A 15,158-nucleotide genomic window follows, 5' to 3' on the forward strand; every position below is an offset into this window, starting at 1 on the left:
TCATACTCCAGGGAAACCCCCAGAGGAGGCGCCCGATGACCGACGAGCTGCTGGCCCGGCACCGCGCAGTCATGCCGTCGTGGATGTCGTTGCTCTACGAGGAGCCGATCGAGATCGTGCACGCGCACGACCGGCGGATGACGGACTCGCAGGGCCGCACCTACCTCGACTTCTTCGCCGGCGTGCTGACCAACTCGATGGGCTACGACGTCGCCGAGATCGGCGACGCGGTCCGCAAGCAGCTCGACACGGGCATCCTGCACACCTCGACGCTGTACCTGATCCGCTCGCAGGTCGAGCTGGCCGAGCGGATCGCTTCGCTGTCGGGCATCCCGGACGCGAAGGTGTTCTTCACCAACTCCGGCAGCGAGGCCAACGACACGGCGTTGATGCTCGCGACGCAGTTCCGGCGCAGCAACCAGGTGCTGGCGATGCGGAACTCCTACCACGGCCGGTCCTTCGGGACGGTCGCGATCACCGGCAACCGCGGCTGGTCGGCGTCGGCGCTGAGCCCGGTCAAGGTCAACTACGTCCACGGCGGTTATCGCTATCGAAGCCCGTTCCGGGACCTGTCGGATGCGGCGTACATCGACGCTTGTGTCGCGGACTTGGTGGACGTGCTGGACACGGCGACGGCAGGCGACGTCGCGTGCCTCATCGCCGAGCCGATCCAGGGCGTCGGCGGGTTCAGCCTCCCGCCGGACGGGCTGTTCCGGGCGATGAAGGAGGTGCTCGACTCCTATGGCGTCCTGTTCATCTCCGACGAAGTCCAGACGGGCTGGGGACGCACCGGTGAGCACTTCTGGGGCATCGACGCGCACGGCGTGACGCCGGACATGATGACGTTCGCGAAGGGCCTGGGGAACGGCCTGGCGGTCGGCGGGGTGGTGGCCCGCGGGGACGTGCTGGACTGTTTCCAGGCCCAGTCGTTCTCGACGTTCGGCGGCAACCCGGTCTCGATGGCCGGCGCGACGGCGGTGCTGGACTACATCAAGGACCACGACCTGCAGGCGAACTGCGCGGCCCGCGGCCGTCAGCTGCTCGACGGGCTGCGCGCCGCTTCGTCCCCGCTGGTGGCCGAGGTGCGCGGCAAGGGGCTGATGATCGGGGTCGAGCTGATCAAGCCGGGAACGACGGTGCCATTTGTCGCCGCGGCGGCTCGGATGCTGGAGGAGACGAAGAAGCGCGGGCTGCTGGTCGGCAAGGGCGGGTTGCACGGGAACGTGCTGCGCCTGGGCCCGCCGATGACGCTGACGGCTGATGAGGCCCAGGAGGGGCTGGACATCCTGGTCGACTCTCTGGCGGCAACCCACGCGGCTTTGTCCTGAGGTCTCAGTCCACGTCGTTGACGTCCGGCCGCGGCAGGTTCAGGTCGCAGTAGGAGTACAGCTCGGTGCGGCTGTCCTCCGCGTCGGGCGGGATGTCCTGCAACGGCACGACCCAGGTACTGCGTTCGCCCGGCGAGCACGATGGGCTCGCCGGGCGTTGCTGCGGGCTGCCGGCCGGATTGCCCTGGCCGTCGGGTGGGAGCAGACCACCGCCGACGATCTTCCCGCCCGCGTCCCGGAACACGACCGCGGTCCGGCGGCCGGCCAGTGCCCGGCAGTTGGCTGAGCGTTCGGTGTACCGGACGACATCGGCCGGCAGCGAGGCTTTGACCCGGCTGGTGGACTCGTAGGTGTCGGTCACCGGGCTCAACCCGCCGAGGGCGCCGGTGGGCAGCCAGGTGGTCGTCTGCACGTCGACGTCCGCCGAGAGCACCTTGTTCGTCGCATTGACGGTGATGAGCGGCCGGCCCACGCCCATTCGCTGCCCGGGCAGCATCACCGGGATCTCCATGGTCATCAGGGGTCCCTGAACGGGCCCTGGGGGCAGCCCGTCGACGGAGACGATCACGTCGAGTGACACTTTGGTCCGGTAGGCGATCCGGTCGCTGGTGTTGCGCAGGACGGCGCCCATGCTCGCCAGACCCGAGGAGGAGACCCCCTTGTCCTCGACTTCGACCCCGCCTCCCCCCGGCGCGGTCTTCGCCGAGGTCGCCTGCTCCCGAACCGAGCCAGGGATGTCACACGGCTCCGCCGACGGCTCGCCGCGCGTCGCCAGCACCACCGCCGTGACTCCACCGGCAGCGACCACCACCACGGCGATCGCCGCCAGGACGAGCTTACGTTTCGTCATTCGTAGTACCGCTTCTTGAGCTCATCCACCTGGGCCTGAAAGTTCTGGATCACCTTCATGGCCGCTTCGGCGGCGTTCGCGGCGAACCGGTCTTCAGGTATGTCCCGGGTCGTTCCCGCCGCGATCCGAACGGAGAAGTCCGCCATGCCGACCGCGGTTATCGTGATCCGCTCGTCGCTCGACGTGCCGACGGCTTCGACCTTGGCGCGGTCGGCGAAGAAGTTCGCATCCCGCAGGTCATCGGCGTCGATGTGGAGGTCGGTCTCTTCGATCGCAGCGCGGTATTGGCGCTGCCAACCGGCCCACAGCAAACGCGCCAGAGCGACCAACACTCGTTCGAGTGCGGATTCATTGATGAACTCGTAGACACTTTCCCCGAACGACAGCGTGATCCCGGTGCGCCGGCGCAGCTCCGCTTCGATATCCGCACCAGGAGCCTGCACTCGCACGCGGATGCCGTCCAGCCTTTCGGCCAAGTCCGTCACAACGCCCCTCCCCTCAGTCCGACTTCCCCATACCGCTGTCGCCGACGAGATCGCGGTCGTTCATGCCGGCCAGGTTCGGGCGAGCGGAGACGAGCTTGTCCTTGTTCCCCTGCACAGCTTCGGTCAACGCACGCACCTTTTCAGCGATCTGCTGCGTCTCGACCTCCTGAACATGCCTCGTGAGCTCGTCGATCGCCTGCTTCATCGAGTTGACGATCTTCTCGGCCGAATCCCCGGCCGCCGTGAGGCCGGCCACACCCGCGCTGCCCACCGACGCGAGCGCCCCGATGGCGGCGAGAGGAACGACACCCCCGGTCGCGACCGCGACGACCACTCCGCCGACCGCACCGACCGCGGAGAGCACCGAGAAGTCGAAACTCCACTGGTTCTTGCCACAACCACCGGCATTGTCGAGCGCGTTCTTGGTGTTTTCCGCGATCTTGTCGATGTCATCGCGCGCCTTCAGCCACATTGCCCGGTGCGCCTGCAGGACGCCCTTGAGGATGGACAGCACCGTGAACTGGTTTCCGGCGATCGACTTGAAGGTGTCTACGAAGTTGGCCTTGAACGCCATTGCGGCATCGCCGGTCCAGCCCTGCAGATAACCACCATCTGTCGTCATCTTGTCGAGGTGAGGGTTCGTCAAGCTCACATCGTTGCTGAGTTCGGTCGTGCGAACGGAACCGGTGTTCAGCTTCGCCATGGCCGCGTTCACATCGGCGATCAGTGGGTCATACCGCACCGGGTCGGGCAACCTGGAGAACGGCTCGAACATCCCTTCGATGAAGGCGTAGGACTGCCGGATGGCGTTGCGGTCGGGGTTCGCCCCGGACTGTGTCGCCTTCTTCTGGGCGATCTCCTTCGCCGTCAGGTCGACGGCCTTGTCCGTGATGTCCCTGGCGTGCTCCATGAGCTGGTCGAAGCTCACAGCTTCCCGCCCAGTTCCGGGTCGTTCTGCGCACGGCGATAAAGCTCATCGCGTGCCGCTTGATCGGTCGACGCGTAATGCCGCGCCGCCTTGTCCAATACCGTCGCCGTGTCGTCCAGGTTGGTCTTGGTATCCCGGATGAACCCCAATACGGTGTCGTGCAGGTCGAGATAGGCCTGGTACACCGGCCCGAGCGCGTCGCCCCCGAACTGCTCCGGGCGTCGCATCGCCTGGGCCAGGTCGCCACGGGCGCGATCGCAACTGCCGATCGCGTCGCCGTAATCCGCTGAGATGGTCGGGAAATCCACCTTCGCGACTTTTTCCAGTTCGTACAGGTCGACGCCGAACTCTTTACCTTGATGAACCATGTTTCCCCCTCGGTCCCCGGTTCGCCGACCCGACTGTAGCCGATCGATCACCATGAGATACCGACTTCGCACGGACAGACGAACGAGGGGCGCCGATTCTGTCGGCGCCCCTCGTCGGCGTGGAAATCGTGGGCTGCTCAGCCCCGGATGAAGCGCACCACGTGCTCGGCCAGCTCCGCGCCCGCGTCCTCCTGGAGGAAGTGCCCAGCTCCGCCGAGCACCGGGTGCTCCACCCCCTGCGCCCCCCTCATCGAGCGCTGCAGGATCGGGGCCATTCCGCCGGTGATCGGGTCGCCGTCGGAAAACGCCACCAGGAACGGGATGTCCAGCTCCGTCAACGTCTTCCACGCCGCGCGGTTCGCCTCCGACGCCGGGTCGTCCGGCCGGTACGGCACCAGAGACGGCATCGCCCGCGGGCCGGCCTTGTACATCTCGTTCGGGAACGGTGCGTCGTAAGCCGCGCGCTCGGGCTCGGTCAGCGTCGAGCGGCATCCCGACTGGACGAACCGTGCGACGTCCAGCACCTGGGCCTTCTCGACCGCCTCGCGGAACGAGTGCCAGACCGCCGGCATGTCGATGTCTCCCGTGGGCAGGCCCGTGTTGGCCGCCACGACCCGGGAAAACCGGGAGGGGTTCTCGGCGACCAGCCGCAGCCCGATCAGGCCGCCCCAGTCCTGGCCGACCAGCGTCACGTCCCGCAGGTCCAGCGCGTCGAACGCGAAGCCGCGCATCCACTCGACGTGCCGCGCGTACGTGTGGTCGACCTGGTCGCCCGGCTTGTCCGAACGCCCGAACCCGACCAGGTCGGGCGCGATCGCCCGGAGCCCGGCCGTCGCCAGCACCGGCAGCATCTTGCGGTAGAGGAACGACCAGCTGGGCTCGCCGTGCAGGAGCAGCACCGGCCGGCCGTCGGCCGGACCGGCCTCCACGTAGCCGACTCTGATCACGCCGCCGTGGGGGTCGTCGAGTTCGACGTACTTCGGCTCGAAGGGGAAGTCGGGCAGGTCCGTGAACCGGTCGTCCGGTGTCCTCAGCAGGCGCACGAAGCCCACGCTAGTGCGAACGGACGAACGCGGCCACGCCCGTGGGCCATCCCCACCGGATGGCCCACGACGGCTGGGTCAGGAGATGCCGACCGCCACCACGAGGCCCAAGCCGATGTGCGCGGCCGCGACGACGATGCTCACCGGGGCGAACTTCTCGCTCTCGATGGTCGACGCCACGTCGATGCGGGTCGCCCACTCCAGCAGCCGGACCGCGACCACCTGGACGATGATCCCGAGCAGGCCGTAGACCAGCGACGTGATCAGGCCCTCGGTGAGGTCGCTCGCCGAGTTGAAGATCGCCACGACGACGATGAACGCCATCGAGAGCATCCCGGACGCGGTCACGATCACCGCGTTCGGCAGGCCCTGCGTGACCAGCTTCGACAGCTTGCCGGGCGTGGTCCAGTCGATGGCGTAGAAGCCGGCGAACATCAGCAGCAGGCCGATGACGCCGTAGAGCAGGATCGCGCCGATCCCCCGCACGAGGTCGGAGCCGAACGTGTCGGACAGCGCAAGGGTCGTGTTCACGAGTTGTCTCCCAGTGAAAAGAGCTGATCAGCAGCGGTGTTGTATCACGACTCGGGGATGCGATGTGGGACGAATGCGGCACCGTCGTCGGTGACCAGGCCGCCGGTCTCCCGGATGCCCAGGCCGGCGGAGCTGTCGCCGACGATCCACGCGCCGAGCGCCGGCCGGTAGCCGTCGAACTCGGGCAGCGGGTCGAACGCCTGGTAGACGAACCCTTCGGCGCCGTAGACACCGTCGGTCTGGGTCTCGTAACCGGTGGCGACGATCTGGACGTTCGCGCCCTCGCGGCCCAGTTTCGGCTTGCGGACGTACTCGGTGAGCAGGCCCGGGTCGTCGGCGAACGCGGGCAGCAGGTTCGGGTGCCCCGGGTAGTTCTCCCACAGGATCGCCAGCAGCGTCTTGTTGGAGAGGATCATCTTCCAGAGCGGCTCGATCCACAGCGTCCGCGGCAGCGACTCGACGGCGTTGCGGCCGAACTCCTCGTCGACCACCCACTCCCACGGGTACAGCTTCAGCACGGTCGCCATCTGCGACTCTTCGAGGTCGACGAACCGCTTGAGCACCGGGTCCCAGCCGATCTCCTCGATCGCCAGCCCCACCGTGTCCAGCCCGGCCTCGGCCGCCGTCTCCTGCAGGTACGCCGTGGTGACGTTGTCCTCGCCGGACGGGTCGGCCGCCGACCAGGTGAAGTGCAGCTCGTTCGACGGCAGCTTGTCCTGGAGGAACGACCAGCGCTCGACGAGCTTCTCGTGGATCGAGTTCCACTGGTCGTCGTCCGGGAAGACGTCGGTCTTCCAGTGCCACTGCAGCAGCGACGCTTCCAGCAGCGTGGTCGGCGTGTCGGCGTTGTACTCCAGCAGCTTCGCCGGCGACTTGCCGTCGTAGCGCAGGTCGAACCGGCCGTAGACGTGCGGGTCCTGCCGCTTCCACGACTCGGCGATGTGCGGCCAGACCCACTCCGGGATGCCGAAGCGCTGGTAGCCCTCGGTCGTCACGACGTTGTCGACGGCCTCCAGGCACATCGAGTGCAGCAGTTCGACGTCGGCTTCGAGCGAGAGCACCTCGTCCATGTCGAAGACGTAGTGCACCGACTCGTCCCAGTACGGCCGCATCCGGCCGCTGCTGTCACGGGCCGGCGTGCCGTAGACGAGCCCCTGCTCCTCGACGATCCGCTGCCAGTCACGCCGCGGCTCACGCCGGTCCCGGTACACCTAAGATCCCCCGCTCTTGCCGTCGGTGCCGGAGCCCCCGGTGCCGCCGCTCTTCCCGCTGATGCCGAAGCCGCCGCGCTGGACGGACTTGCCGGACTTCGTGTTGACGTTGGTCCGCGACGACGGCGCGTCGAACGAGCCACCGGACACGCGCTGGCCGATGTTGCCGCTGCCGCCGTAGTTGTAGCGGTAGCTGTTGTACCCGCCACCGCCGATCGGCAGGAACAGGAAGCCACCCTGGGAGTACCCGCCGTGACTGGTCACGTAGGTCTCGTCGCAGTTGTCGTCGCCCTGGACGATGCCGTTCGAGTCGGTGCAGACCGCGGTGACCTCGCCGGCCGGCTTCGCGACCGCGTAGAACGTCGCGACCAGGCCGACGAGACCGACGGTCACGCCGCTGCCGATCAGGATCTTGCGCCGGGTGGCCGCCTTGGCGTCCGCCTGACGGGCCAGCTCCTCGTCGCGTTCTTCCTGCGCGAGCGCCTGCTGACGCGCTCGCTGCTCCGCGACCGAAGGCTGCTTCGCCTGTGTGTTCGAGTCCTGGAATCTCATCGAACCGCGCTTCGGCGGCTCGGGGGGCGGCTGGTCCCCAGTGTTGCTGTCCTGCGTCATGTGCGCTCCGTAATCCCGGCCACCACGAAACCGTGACCCACCCTAACCACCCAGGTCGCGCACGTCTCGCGCGGCGCGGGCATCATGGACTGCGATGTCTCCCAGCGCCGATCGGTTCCCCACCGCCACGCAGACGCTGCGCACCCGCGTCGTGATGGGCGGGATCTTCGCGGGCGCGCTCATCGCGCTCGCCCTCAGCGTCGTCTTTTCCTGGAGCGACGGCATCACCGGCGGGTCCGGCGGCGGTGCCGGCAAGCTCTCCGAGGAGGCCGAGGCGGCCTTCCACTCCCCGCCCGGCAGCTGCCTGACCTGGACGAACCCGGACGCGAGCGACGCGCGCAAGGTGGCCTGCACCGAGCCGCACAAGTTCGAGGTGACCACGCTCGTGGACATCGGCGCGCAGTTCCCGGAGGGCGCGCCGGTGCCGTCGCTGGAGCAGTGGCAGCAGATCGCGCAGCAGAAGTGCACCTCGGACGTGAAGCCGTACCTCGGCCACAACCTGGACCCGTACGGCAAGCTCACGACGAACCTGCTGCGCCCGACGCCGTCGCAGTGGGACGACGGCGACCGCCAGCTGCGGTGCGGCCTGCAGTGGGCGGGCCCCGGCGGGACGCTGCTGACGACCACCGGGCCGGCGAAGGAGCAGGACCAGTCGCTCGTGTTCGAGCCGGGCACCTGCCTCGCGCTGCAGGGCAAGGGCGTCGGCGACCCGGTCGAGTGCACGAAGCCGCACTCCTACGAGATCATCGCGACCCTCGACCTCAAGGCGAAGTTCAAGGACGCCTACCCGGCGCAGGACGACCAGAAGGCCTGGCTCGACACCGAGTGCACCAAGCAGGCGTCGGACTACACGGGCGGCGCCGACCTGGACGCGAAGAAACTGGTCCTGACCTGGGACCTGCGCGAGCAGGAGAGCTGGGACGCCGGTTCGACCAAGGTCAACTGCAAGGTCGCGGCGCTCCTGCCGGACAAGAGCGGCCTGCAGGCGGTGACCGGCAGCATCAAGGCGGCCCCGCCGGGCACCGACGGTGGCCAGCCGCAGGACGGCGGAGCGCCCCAAGACGGCGGACAGCCTCAGGACGGCGGCCCGCCTTCGGACGGGGGCGGCGGCCCCGCGACGTCGAGCTCCGCGCCGCCGACGTCGAAGCAGAACGGCTGATGCCCGTCGAGATGAGCCGGGAGCGGTTCGAGGAGCTGGTCTCGGAAGCCCTGGACGAGGTGCCGGCCGAGTTCGCGAAGGCGATGGACAACGTCGTGGTGCTGGTCGAGGAGTTCAACGACGAGGCGCCGGACATCCTCGGGCTCTACCACGGGATCGCGCTGACCGAGCGGACGTCGTCGTACGGCGGGGTGCTGCCCGACCGGATCTCGATCTACCGGCAGCCGATCCTCTCGATGTGCGAAGACGAGGACGAGGTCGTCGAGGAGGTCCTCATCACCGTCGTGCACGAGCTGGGTCACCACTTCGGGATCGACGACGCCCGGTTGCACGAGCTCGGCTGGGGCTGAACGCGCACTAGTAGTGACACCGTGACCACCATCGGGTGACACCGCCTTTATCCTGTTACCCGAAGTCATTGGGTGACTGCGATCGGTGTGGGGGCCCCGATGAACCCTGCTCGAAGACTCACGTGGCTGCTGACGTCGAGTGCGGCGTCCCACCTGGGCGACGGCATGGGCAAGGTGGCGCTGCCCCTGCTGGCCACGACGCTGACCCGCGATCCCGTGCTCATCGCCGGGCTGTCCGCCACCCAGTTCCTGCCCTGGCTGCTGTTCGCCGCCGTCGCCGGCGCGCTGGTCGACCGGATCGACCGCCGGCGCGCGATGATCGTCGCGAACACCGCCCGCGCCGTCGCGGTCGGCGCCCTGGCCGTGCTCGTCGCCGCCGGCGGGATGACGATCTGGCTGATCTACCTGACGGCGCTGGTCATCGGGACCGCCGAAACGATCGCGGACAGCGCGGCCAACGCCCTGGTCCCGGCGGTCGTCGGCGACGGCTCGCTCGACGCGGCCAACAGCAAGCTGCAGGCGTGCGAGATCGTCGGCCAGACGTTCCTCGGTGGCCCGATCGGCAGCCTGACCTTCGCGCTCTTCGCCGCCTTCCCCTTCATCCTCAACTCCGCGGGCTTCGCGATCGCGGCCGCCGTGCTGCTCGGGCTCGCCGGCACCTACCGCGGCCAGGCCGAGGTGCGCCAGCCCACGCGGCTGCGCACCGAACTGGCCGACGGCCTGCGCTGGCTGCGCGGGAACGCGCTGCTCAGGCGCCTGGTCGTGATCGCCGGGCTGCTCAGCCTGGTCAGCGAGCTCGCGCAGGCACAGCTGGTGCTCTACGCGCTCGACGACCTCCACCTGTCCGACGCGACCTTCGGGTTCTTCGCGTTCGTCGGCGGCATCGGCGGGCTGCTCGGCGCCGGCGTCGCCCCACGGCTCGTGCGCGCGACCGGCCGGCGCGTGGTCGTGCTCGGCGGGATCCTCTGCTGCGGTGCCGGGTTCGGCGGGATGGGCCTGGTGCGCTCGCCGGTCGCGAGCGCGGCGCTGTTCGGCCTGTTCGCGGCCGCTGTGGTCGCGGTCAACGTCGTGCTCGCCACCGCGCGGCACACACTGGTGCCCGGCGGGCTGCTCGGCCGGGTGCTCGGGGTGTGGCGCACGGTCGTCTGGGGCGCGATCCCGCTCGGCGCCCTGCTCGGCGGGGTGCTGACCGAGGCGCTCGGCACCGCGGCGGACACGTTCGCCGTGTCCGGGCTGGCGATGGTGGTGATCGCCGCGTTCGCTTCCGTCGCGCTGCGGCGCTTCCCGCTGGATGACGAATCGGACTCAGCCGGGGCGCTTCAGCACCAGGATCCGCATTTGTGAGCTGAAATGTCTCATCACCCAGGTGGTGGGAGGCGGCTATGCGCACCGTGGACACCGAGACCGGCACCGACGCCGGGCCCGACTTCGAGGAGCCTTCGACCGAGTCCGAGGAGGTCAAGGCGACACCACCGCCATCACGCCGGCTGCTCGTGCTGTGCGCGGTCGCCGGGTTCGTGCTCGGCGGCGGCGTGCTCGGGCTGCTGTGGGGCCTGTCCGGCGTGCACGCGGGCGCGCTCGACGACGCGCTGGCCGCGTGCCAGTCCCTCGACCGCGTCGGCCAGCTGCCGGACACGAGCCGGGACGCGCAGCCGAAGCTGACGCCCGGCCTCACGCCCGAACGGCTGCACCGGATGACGGCGGCGCGCGAGCTGTCCGCGGCCGCCGCCCAGGTCAACGCGGCCTACCAGCCGCTGGCCGACCACATCGACGGCGTCAGCCGCATGGTGCTCAGCCTGCACTTCAACGACATCTCCGGCCAGCGGCACCTGGTCCAAGCCCAAGAAATCTGCGGCCGCATCTAGGACGTGTGGACCGTCTTCACCGAAAGCTGGTTGCCCGGGATCTTCGTGCTCGCGCAGGCCGTGCCGTCGGTCGGCACGAAGTTCGACGCCGTCTCCTGCGGCAGGTAGATGCGCAGGCCCTTCACCGCCGTCGGCTGGCAGGTGCCCGCGTCGAAGTTCCGCACGTTGACGAACTGGATGTCGGCGACCGCGCTCTGGCCGGGGTTCAGCTTCACCGCGTTGCCCTTGGTGCCTTCGCGGAACGCGTCCTTGCCGACCTGGTGCCCGTCGGTGCCCGCCACGTAGGAGACCCCGGGGAAGCCCTGGATCTCGCACGGCTTCGAGCTGGTGTTCTTGATGAGCAGCGGCCGGTACACCGAGCCGGCGCCGGCGTCACCCTGGCCGAGCGACAGCCCGACGTCGCCGGCCTTGCAGAGGCCGTTGTCCGCCGGCTGGGCGGGCGGCGACGAGGCCGGCGTCGAGCTGCTCGGGCTCGGCGAGGCCGTGGTGGCGGCGGTGGAGGTGGGCGGCGCCGTGGTCGAGGGCGTCGAGCTGCTCGCCGCGTTCGTGGTTCCGCCGCTCCCGCAGGCGGCGAGCGCGAGAACGCCCGCCGAAGCCGCGATGACGGGGAACAACCGTGAAAGCTTCGTCCGAACCATGTCTATCGCCTCCCTGGTGTGGTGCTTCTGGGTAGACGTACGGATCTTCGGCAGGTTGGTTCGAACCGTTAATTCCCCACCAAACGTGTCTTAAACGTGACGGGATCACACTTTCGTGACGGTCAGAGCGGGGTGTCGACCCAGGTCAGGCAGTGCCACCGGCCGTCCGGACGGACGTCCAGCTCCACTAGGCCGGTGTTCGGGATCAGCGCCGCGTTGGCGATGTCGGCGTGGACGTTCGGCGCCAGCCACTCGGCGGACAGCCGGATCGCGCCACCGTGGCTGACCAGCGCGATCACGCTGTCCGGGTCCGCCTGCTCGTGCTTGGCGCGCAGCCGGCCGACCGCGTCGAGCATGCGGGTGCGCACGCTCGTGCCGCTCTCGCCGCCGGGCAGCGACGGCGTCAGCTCGCCGAGGGTCCACCGCTTCACGACGTCCATGTAGACCCGGATCGACTCGTGGTCGGTGGCCCCTTCGAGGTCACCCGCGCCGACTTCGTGGACGCCGTCGACGACCTGGACGTCCAGGTCGAACCGCGCGGCCAGCGGCGCCGCCGTCTGCTGGGCACGGGTCGCCTGCGACGCGTAGACCGCGGCGATCGGCTCCCCCGCCAGCCGGACCGCGAGGTCTTCGGCCTGGGCGCGGCCGAGCTCGGTGAGCGGCGGGCCGGGCAGGGCGGTGTCGAGCGCGCCGCGGACGTTCCCGTCGGTCTGACCGTGGCGGATGAGCAGCAGCCTCACGCCAGGTCCCCCTTGCGGACGGCGTCGGCCCACACGGCCGCGTCGACGAAGTCGTCGTTGCCGGCCCCGGGCTCGATCGTGGTGCGTGTCCCGTCGGCGCGCGGGTGCGAACCGAGGAACCGCAGGTTGCGGCAGTGCCGGCGCAACGCCGTCAGCGCGTCGAGGATCCGTGGCTCGGCCACGTGCCCCTCGAAGTCGATGAAGAAGCGGTACTCGCCGAAGTTGCTGCGCGTCGGGCGGGCGTCGAGCCGGGTGAGGTTGATCCCGCGGTCGGCCAGCGCGGTGAGCAGCTCGGCAAGCGTGCCGGTGCGGTTCACGGCCGCGGCGACCACGGACGTCCGGTCGGCACCCGTCGGCTCCGGCAGCTCGCCCGGCGGGCGAACCAGCAGGAAGCGCGTCGCGGCGTCGCTGACGTCGGCGACCTCGGTGGCCAGCACCTCGAGGTCGTAGTGCTCGATGGCGACCGGCGCGCAGACCGCGGCGTCGAACTGGCCTTCCAGCACGCCGACCGCGGCCGCCGACGTCGACGACGACGCCACCGGGTGCGCGTCCGGCAGGTTCGCCTCGACCCACTCGCGGACCTGGGCGAGCGCGTGCGGGTGGCTGGCGACGGTCTTGATGTCCCCGCCGCCGCGCCGCGTCAGCACGCTGAAGTGGATCGGCAGGATGTGTTCGGCGACGGCGACCAGCGGGGTCGACTCGCTGAGCGCGTCGAGCGTGGTGGGCACCACGCCCTCGACCGAGTTCTCGATGGGGACGCACGCGGCGTCCGCTTCGCCCTCGCGGACGGCCGTCATCGCCAGCCGGACGGTCTCGACCGGAATCAGTTCTTCGCCGACGGCGAGAGCCCGCGCGGCCTGTTCGGTGAAGGTCCCCTGGGGGCCGAAGTATGCGATCCGTGACACAACAACCAGGTTACGGGGCCCGGGCGTGGCGACTTTCACTCGGACAGCCGGTACCAGAACCGGTTACGCCGGGTGGCATTTTTTGCGATGCTAGGGGCGTGACCGCCGACTCGGGCACGCACACCGGCCGTGAGGGCACGCACCCGCCGGTCTCCCCTCGCACACCGGAGCTGGTGCTGTGCGCCGTCGATGAACCACTCGCCACCGCATGGACCACCGCGGCCGAAAACGCGACCGGCCGGGTCCGGGTGCACCGCGGGTCGGTGCTCGACGTCGTCGCCCAGGCCGTGGTCAGCCCGGCCAACTCCTACGGCTGGATGCGCGGGGGCATCGACGCCGTCTACGCGCGGGCGTTCCCCGGGGTCGAGCAGAGTGTCCGAAGTGCCGTTTTGGCCTTTCACGGCGGTGAACTGCCCATCGGCGACGCCGTGATCGTGCCGACCGGCGAGGCCGAGCCGGCGTGGCTGATCAGCGCGCCGACCATGCGCGAGCCCGGCGAGCGGCTGCCCGCCGACACCGTGCACCCGTACCTCGCGGCGCGCGCGGTGTTCCTGCAGTGGCGCGACGGCCGGCTCGACCACGGACCGGTGCGGGAGTTCGTCGACACGATCGCGATGCCGGGGCTCGGCACCGGTGTCGGCGGCGTCGACCCGGCGACCTGCGCGCGTCAGGTCGCGGCGGCGTGGGACGAGGTTTTCCGTAACTCGCGGTGATCAACCCGAACCCGGGGTGGACTACATCACAGCGCGTTCACCGGCCGTAAGCCCTACCGTTAATCACGCAGGTGAAACGTCCGCCAGTGCAGGCGACGGCCGGAGGAGTGTGCGATGACCCGGGTCCGCGAACTCAGCCCGTATGTCGAGCTGCACCGGGAACAATGGAAAGAACTACGAAGTTCGACCCCGTTGCCGCTGACCGCGGCCGAGCTGCTGCGGCTGCGCGGGCTCGGCGAGCAGGTCGACCTGGCCGAGGTGGCCGACGTCTACCTGCCGCTCTCCCGCCTGATCAACCTGCAGGTCGCCGCCCGCCAGCGGCTCTACGAAGCGACCACGACGTTCCTCGGTGACGACTCCCGCGGCACGAAGGTCCCGTACGTGATCGGCATCGCCGGGAGCGTGGCGGTCGGCAAGTCGACCACCGCCCGCATCCTGCGCACGCTGCTCGCCCGCTGGCCGGACCACCCCCGCGTCGACCTGGTCACCACCGACGGGTTCCTGTACCCGCGCGCCGAGCTGATGCGCCGCGGGATCATGCACCGCAAGGGCTTCCCGGAGAGCTACGACCGGCGTGCGCTGCTGCGGTTCGTCACCGAGGTCAAGTCGGGCGCCGAGCGGGTCGCCGCGCCGGTGTACTCGCACCTGGCCTACGACATCCTGCCCGGCCAGGAGCAGGTCGTGCAGCAGCCGGACATCCTCATCGTCGAGGGCCTGAACGTGCTGCAGCCGGGCCCGCGGCTGATGGTGTCCGACCTCTTCGACTTCTCGATCTACGTCGACGCGCACACCGACGACATCCAGCGCTGGTACATCGAGCGGTTCCTCAAGCTGCGGCACACGGCGTTCGCCGACCCGGCGTCGCACTTCCACCACTTCGCCGACCTGCCGGACGACGAGGCCCGCGCCGAGGCGCGGCACCTCTGGCGGTCGATCAACGAGCCGAACCTGATGGAGAACATCAAGCCGACGCGGCCGCGGGCCACGCTGGTGCTGCGCAAGGACTGCGACCACGCCATCAACCGGGTCCGCCTGCGCAAGCTCTGACGCCGGCCCGATTCGTCGGACGGGTTACCCGGCCCGTCACCCACATGCCGGGCATTCCCACCCTGGGCGAACAGCCGAGCACTCTTCGTCGTGTACCCGCGACTCTCCGCGCCGGAATCCGGCCGAACGGCCGAGGTGCCGTAACCGGTTGGCCGATACCGGTGGCCTCCCGCGAAAGCGACCCTGAAGGAGTCAGGAAAACGGCTCTGAGCTGGGGAGGAGGCCCACCGTGTTCGTCATGATCCTCACGTGGGTCGGTGCGGTGCTCGGTCTGGTCCTGCTGATCGCGATGGCCGCCGGCACGTTCGCCGTGGACTTCGACGACCGGCTGCAGGAGCGCCGGCGCAAGGCGAAGCCCGCCGAACCGGCGAGCCCCCTCCACTAG

At 69.5% G+C, this 15,158-nt stretch carries 19 protein-coding genes; 8 read left to right on the top strand and 11 right to left on the bottom strand.

Features of this window, described 5'->3' with window-relative positions; all coding sequences use genetic code 11:
• Window positions 1-35 precede the first annotated feature (35 nt).
• On the top strand, window positions 36-1,328 hold the full coding sequence (locus tag AB0C38_RS01165) for an aspartate aminotransferase family protein (RefSeq protein WP_360664574.1): 1,293 nt from the start codon (window positions 36-38) through the stop codon (window positions 1,326-1,328).
• Window positions 1,329-1,332: 4 nt separating this feature from the next.
• Here AB0C38_RS01165 and AB0C38_RS01170 read toward each other — a convergent pair whose 3' ends face one another.
• The 8 genes from AB0C38_RS01170 to AB0C38_RS01205 all read right to left on the bottom strand — a co-directional run bounded on the left by AB0C38_RS01170 (window position 1,333) and on the right by AB0C38_RS01205 (window position 7,296).
• A complete protein-coding gene (locus AB0C38_RS01170; RefSeq protein ID WP_360664577.1) occupies window positions 1,333-2,178 on the bottom strand; it encodes a hypothetical protein in 846 nt (281 codons plus the stop codon).
• Window positions 2,175-2,663 carry a hypothetical protein gene (locus AB0C38_RS01175; protein WP_360664580.1) on the bottom strand — a complete coding sequence of 163 codons (489 nt, stop codon included), beginning with the start codon at window positions 2,661-2,663 and terminating at the stop codon, window positions 2,175-2,177. Before AB0C38_RS01175 ends, AB0C38_RS01170 begins: the two co-directional genes overlap by 4 nt.
• Before the next feature lie 13 nt (window positions 2,664-2,676).
• Complete coding sequence (locus AB0C38_RS01180) at window positions 2,677-3,591, bottom strand: hypothetical protein (RefSeq protein WP_360664583.1); 915 nt, start codon at window positions 3,589-3,591, stop codon at window positions 2,677-2,679.
• Window positions 3,588-3,959, bottom strand: coding sequence for a hypothetical protein (locus AB0C38_RS01185; RefSeq protein ID WP_360664586.1), 372 nt, complete (start codon window positions 3,957-3,959; stop codon window positions 3,588-3,590). The genes AB0C38_RS01180 and AB0C38_RS01185 overlap by 4 nt, the downstream gene beginning before the upstream one ends.
• 137 nt (window positions 3,960-4,096) lie before the next feature.
• Complete coding sequence (locus AB0C38_RS01190) at window positions 4,097-5,011, bottom strand: haloalkane dehalogenase (protein WP_360664589.1); 915 nt, start codon at window positions 5,009-5,011, stop codon at window positions 4,097-4,099.
• A 69-nt stretch (window positions 5,012-5,080) separates the two neighbouring features.
• Window positions 5,081-5,533: a DUF350 domain-containing protein gene (locus AB0C38_RS01195; protein WP_360664592.1), complete on the bottom strand. Its 453-nt coding sequence runs from the start codon at window positions 5,531-5,533 to the stop codon at window positions 5,081-5,083.
• Between the two features lie 44 nt (window positions 5,534-5,577).
• On the bottom strand, window positions 5,578-6,744 hold the full coding sequence (locus AB0C38_RS01200) for a glutathionylspermidine synthase family protein (RefSeq protein WP_360664595.1): 1,167 nt from the start codon (window positions 6,742-6,744) through the stop codon (window positions 5,578-5,580).
• Window positions 6,745-7,296 (bottom strand): hypothetical protein, encoded by a 552-nt coding sequence (locus tag AB0C38_RS01205; RefSeq protein WP_360664598.1) that lies wholly within the window; start codon window positions 7,294-7,296, stop codon window positions 6,745-6,747. It abuts the gene before it with no gap.
• A gap of 154 nt (window positions 7,297-7,450) precedes the next feature.
• On the opposite strand from AB0C38_RS01205, the gene AB0C38_RS01210 reads away from it, so the two are divergent.
• The 4 genes from AB0C38_RS01210 to AB0C38_RS01225 all read left to right on the top strand — a co-directional run bounded on the left by AB0C38_RS01210 (window position 7,451) and on the right by AB0C38_RS01225 (window position 10,730).
• Entirely contained in the window at window positions 7,451-8,515 is a 1,065-nt protein-coding gene (locus AB0C38_RS01210; RefSeq protein WP_360664601.1) for a septum formation family protein, read from the top strand.
• Window positions 8,515-8,865, top strand: a complete 351-nt coding sequence (locus AB0C38_RS01215; RefSeq protein WP_155548455.1) for a metallopeptidase family protein — start codon at window positions 8,515-8,517, stop codon at window positions 8,863-8,865. The genes AB0C38_RS01210 and AB0C38_RS01215 overlap by 1 nt, the downstream gene beginning before the upstream one ends.
• Window positions 8,866-8,964: 99 nt before the next feature.
• A complete protein-coding gene (locus tag AB0C38_RS01220; RefSeq protein ID WP_360664604.1) occupies window positions 8,965-10,209 on the top strand; it encodes an MFS transporter in 1,245 nt (414 codons plus the stop codon).
• A gap of 38 nt (window positions 10,210-10,247) precedes the next feature.
• The gene (locus AB0C38_RS01225) at window positions 10,248-10,730 is read left to right on the top strand and encodes a hypothetical protein (protein ID WP_360664607.1); all 483 of its coding nucleotides are present in this window, start codon (window positions 10,248-10,250) and stop codon (window positions 10,728-10,730) included.
• Here AB0C38_RS01225 and AB0C38_RS01230 read toward each other — a convergent pair.
• From AB0C38_RS01230 to pheA, 3 genes are all read right to left on the bottom strand, one after another.
• On the bottom strand, window positions 10,727-11,374 hold the full coding sequence (locus tag AB0C38_RS01230) for a DUF4232 domain-containing protein (protein ID WP_360667413.1): 648 nt from the start codon (window positions 11,372-11,374) through the stop codon (window positions 10,727-10,729). The two genes, AB0C38_RS01225 and AB0C38_RS01230, sit on opposite strands and share 4 nt — an antisense overlap.
• A gap of 116 nt (window positions 11,375-11,490) precedes the next feature.
• A complete protein-coding gene (locus AB0C38_RS01235) occupies window positions 11,491-12,108 on the bottom strand; it encodes a histidine phosphatase family protein (protein WP_360664610.1) in 618 nt (205 codons plus the stop codon).
• Window positions 12,105-13,013: a prephenate dehydratase gene (gene pheA, locus AB0C38_RS01240; RefSeq protein ID WP_360664613.1), complete on the bottom strand. Its 909-nt coding sequence runs from the start codon at window positions 13,011-13,013 to the stop codon at window positions 12,105-12,107. Before pheA ends, AB0C38_RS01235 begins: the two co-directional genes overlap by 4 nt.
• Window positions 13,014-13,111: 98 nt before the next feature.
• Here pheA and AB0C38_RS01245 point away from each other — a divergent pair, with 98 nt between their 5' ends.
• The 3 genes from AB0C38_RS01245 (at window position 13,112) to AB0C38_RS01255 (ending at window position 15,158) form a co-directional block, all read left to right on the top strand.
• Window positions 13,112-13,726 (top strand): macro domain-containing protein, encoded by a 615-nt coding sequence (locus AB0C38_RS01245; protein ID WP_360664616.1) that lies wholly within the window; start codon window positions 13,112-13,114, stop codon window positions 13,724-13,726.
• A 114-nt stretch (window positions 13,727-13,840) separates the two neighbouring features.
• Window positions 13,841-14,773: a type I pantothenate kinase gene (gene coaA / locus AB0C38_RS01250; RefSeq protein ID WP_360664619.1), complete on the top strand. Its 933-nt coding sequence runs from the start codon at window positions 13,841-13,843 to the stop codon at window positions 14,771-14,773.
• Window positions 14,774-15,011: 238 nt separating this feature from the next.
• Window positions 15,012-15,158: a hypothetical protein gene (locus tag AB0C38_RS01255; RefSeq protein ID WP_360667558.1), complete on the top strand. Its 147-nt coding sequence runs from the start codon at window positions 15,012-15,014 to the stop codon at window positions 15,156-15,158.

It is taken from the genome of Amycolatopsis sp. NPDC048633, assembly GCF_040650695.1.
Taxonomy (GTDB): Bacteria; Actinomycetota; Actinomycetes; order Mycobacteriales; family Pseudonocardiaceae; genus Amycolatopsis.

Excerpts from the sequence above, each read along its gene's own strand:
- AB0C38_RS01165 (WP_360664574.1), top strand. The coding sequence starts at position 36 with ATGACCGACGAGCTGCTGGCCCGGCACCGCGCAGTCATGCCGTCGTGG.
- AB0C38_RS01170 (WP_360664577.1), bottom strand. The coding sequence starts at position 2,178 with ATGACGAAACGTAAGCTCGTCCTGGCGGCGATCGCCGTGGTGGTGGTC.
- AB0C38_RS01185 (WP_360664586.1), bottom strand. The coding sequence starts at position 3,959 with ATGGTTCATCAAGGTAAAGAGTTCGGCGTCGACCTGTACGAACTGGAA.
- AB0C38_RS01205 (WP_360664598.1), bottom strand. The coding sequence starts at position 7,296 with ATGAGATTCCAGGACTCGAACACACAGGCGAAGCAGCCTTCGGTCGCG.
- AB0C38_RS01210 (WP_360664601.1), top strand. The coding sequence starts at position 7,451 with ATGTCTCCCAGCGCCGATCGGTTCCCCACCGCCACGCAGACGCTGCGC.
- AB0C38_RS01215 (WP_155548455.1), top strand. The coding sequence starts at position 8,515 with ATGCCCGTCGAGATGAGCCGGGAGCGGTTCGAGGAGCTGGTCTCGGAA.
- AB0C38_RS01220 (WP_360664604.1), top strand. The coding sequence starts at position 8,965 with ATGAACCCTGCTCGAAGACTCACGTGGCTGCTGACGTCGAGTGCGGCG.
- AB0C38_RS01225 (WP_360664607.1), top strand. The coding sequence starts at position 10,248 with ATGCGCACCGTGGACACCGAGACCGGCACCGACGCCGGGCCCGACTTC.
- coaA (WP_360664619.1), top strand. The coding sequence starts at position 13,841 with ATGACCCGGGTCCGCGAACTCAGCCCGTATGTCGAGCTGCACCGGGAA.
- AB0C38_RS01255 (WP_360667558.1), top strand. The coding sequence starts at position 15,012 with ATGATCCTCACGTGGGTCGGTGCGGTGCTCGGTCTGGTCCTGCTGATC.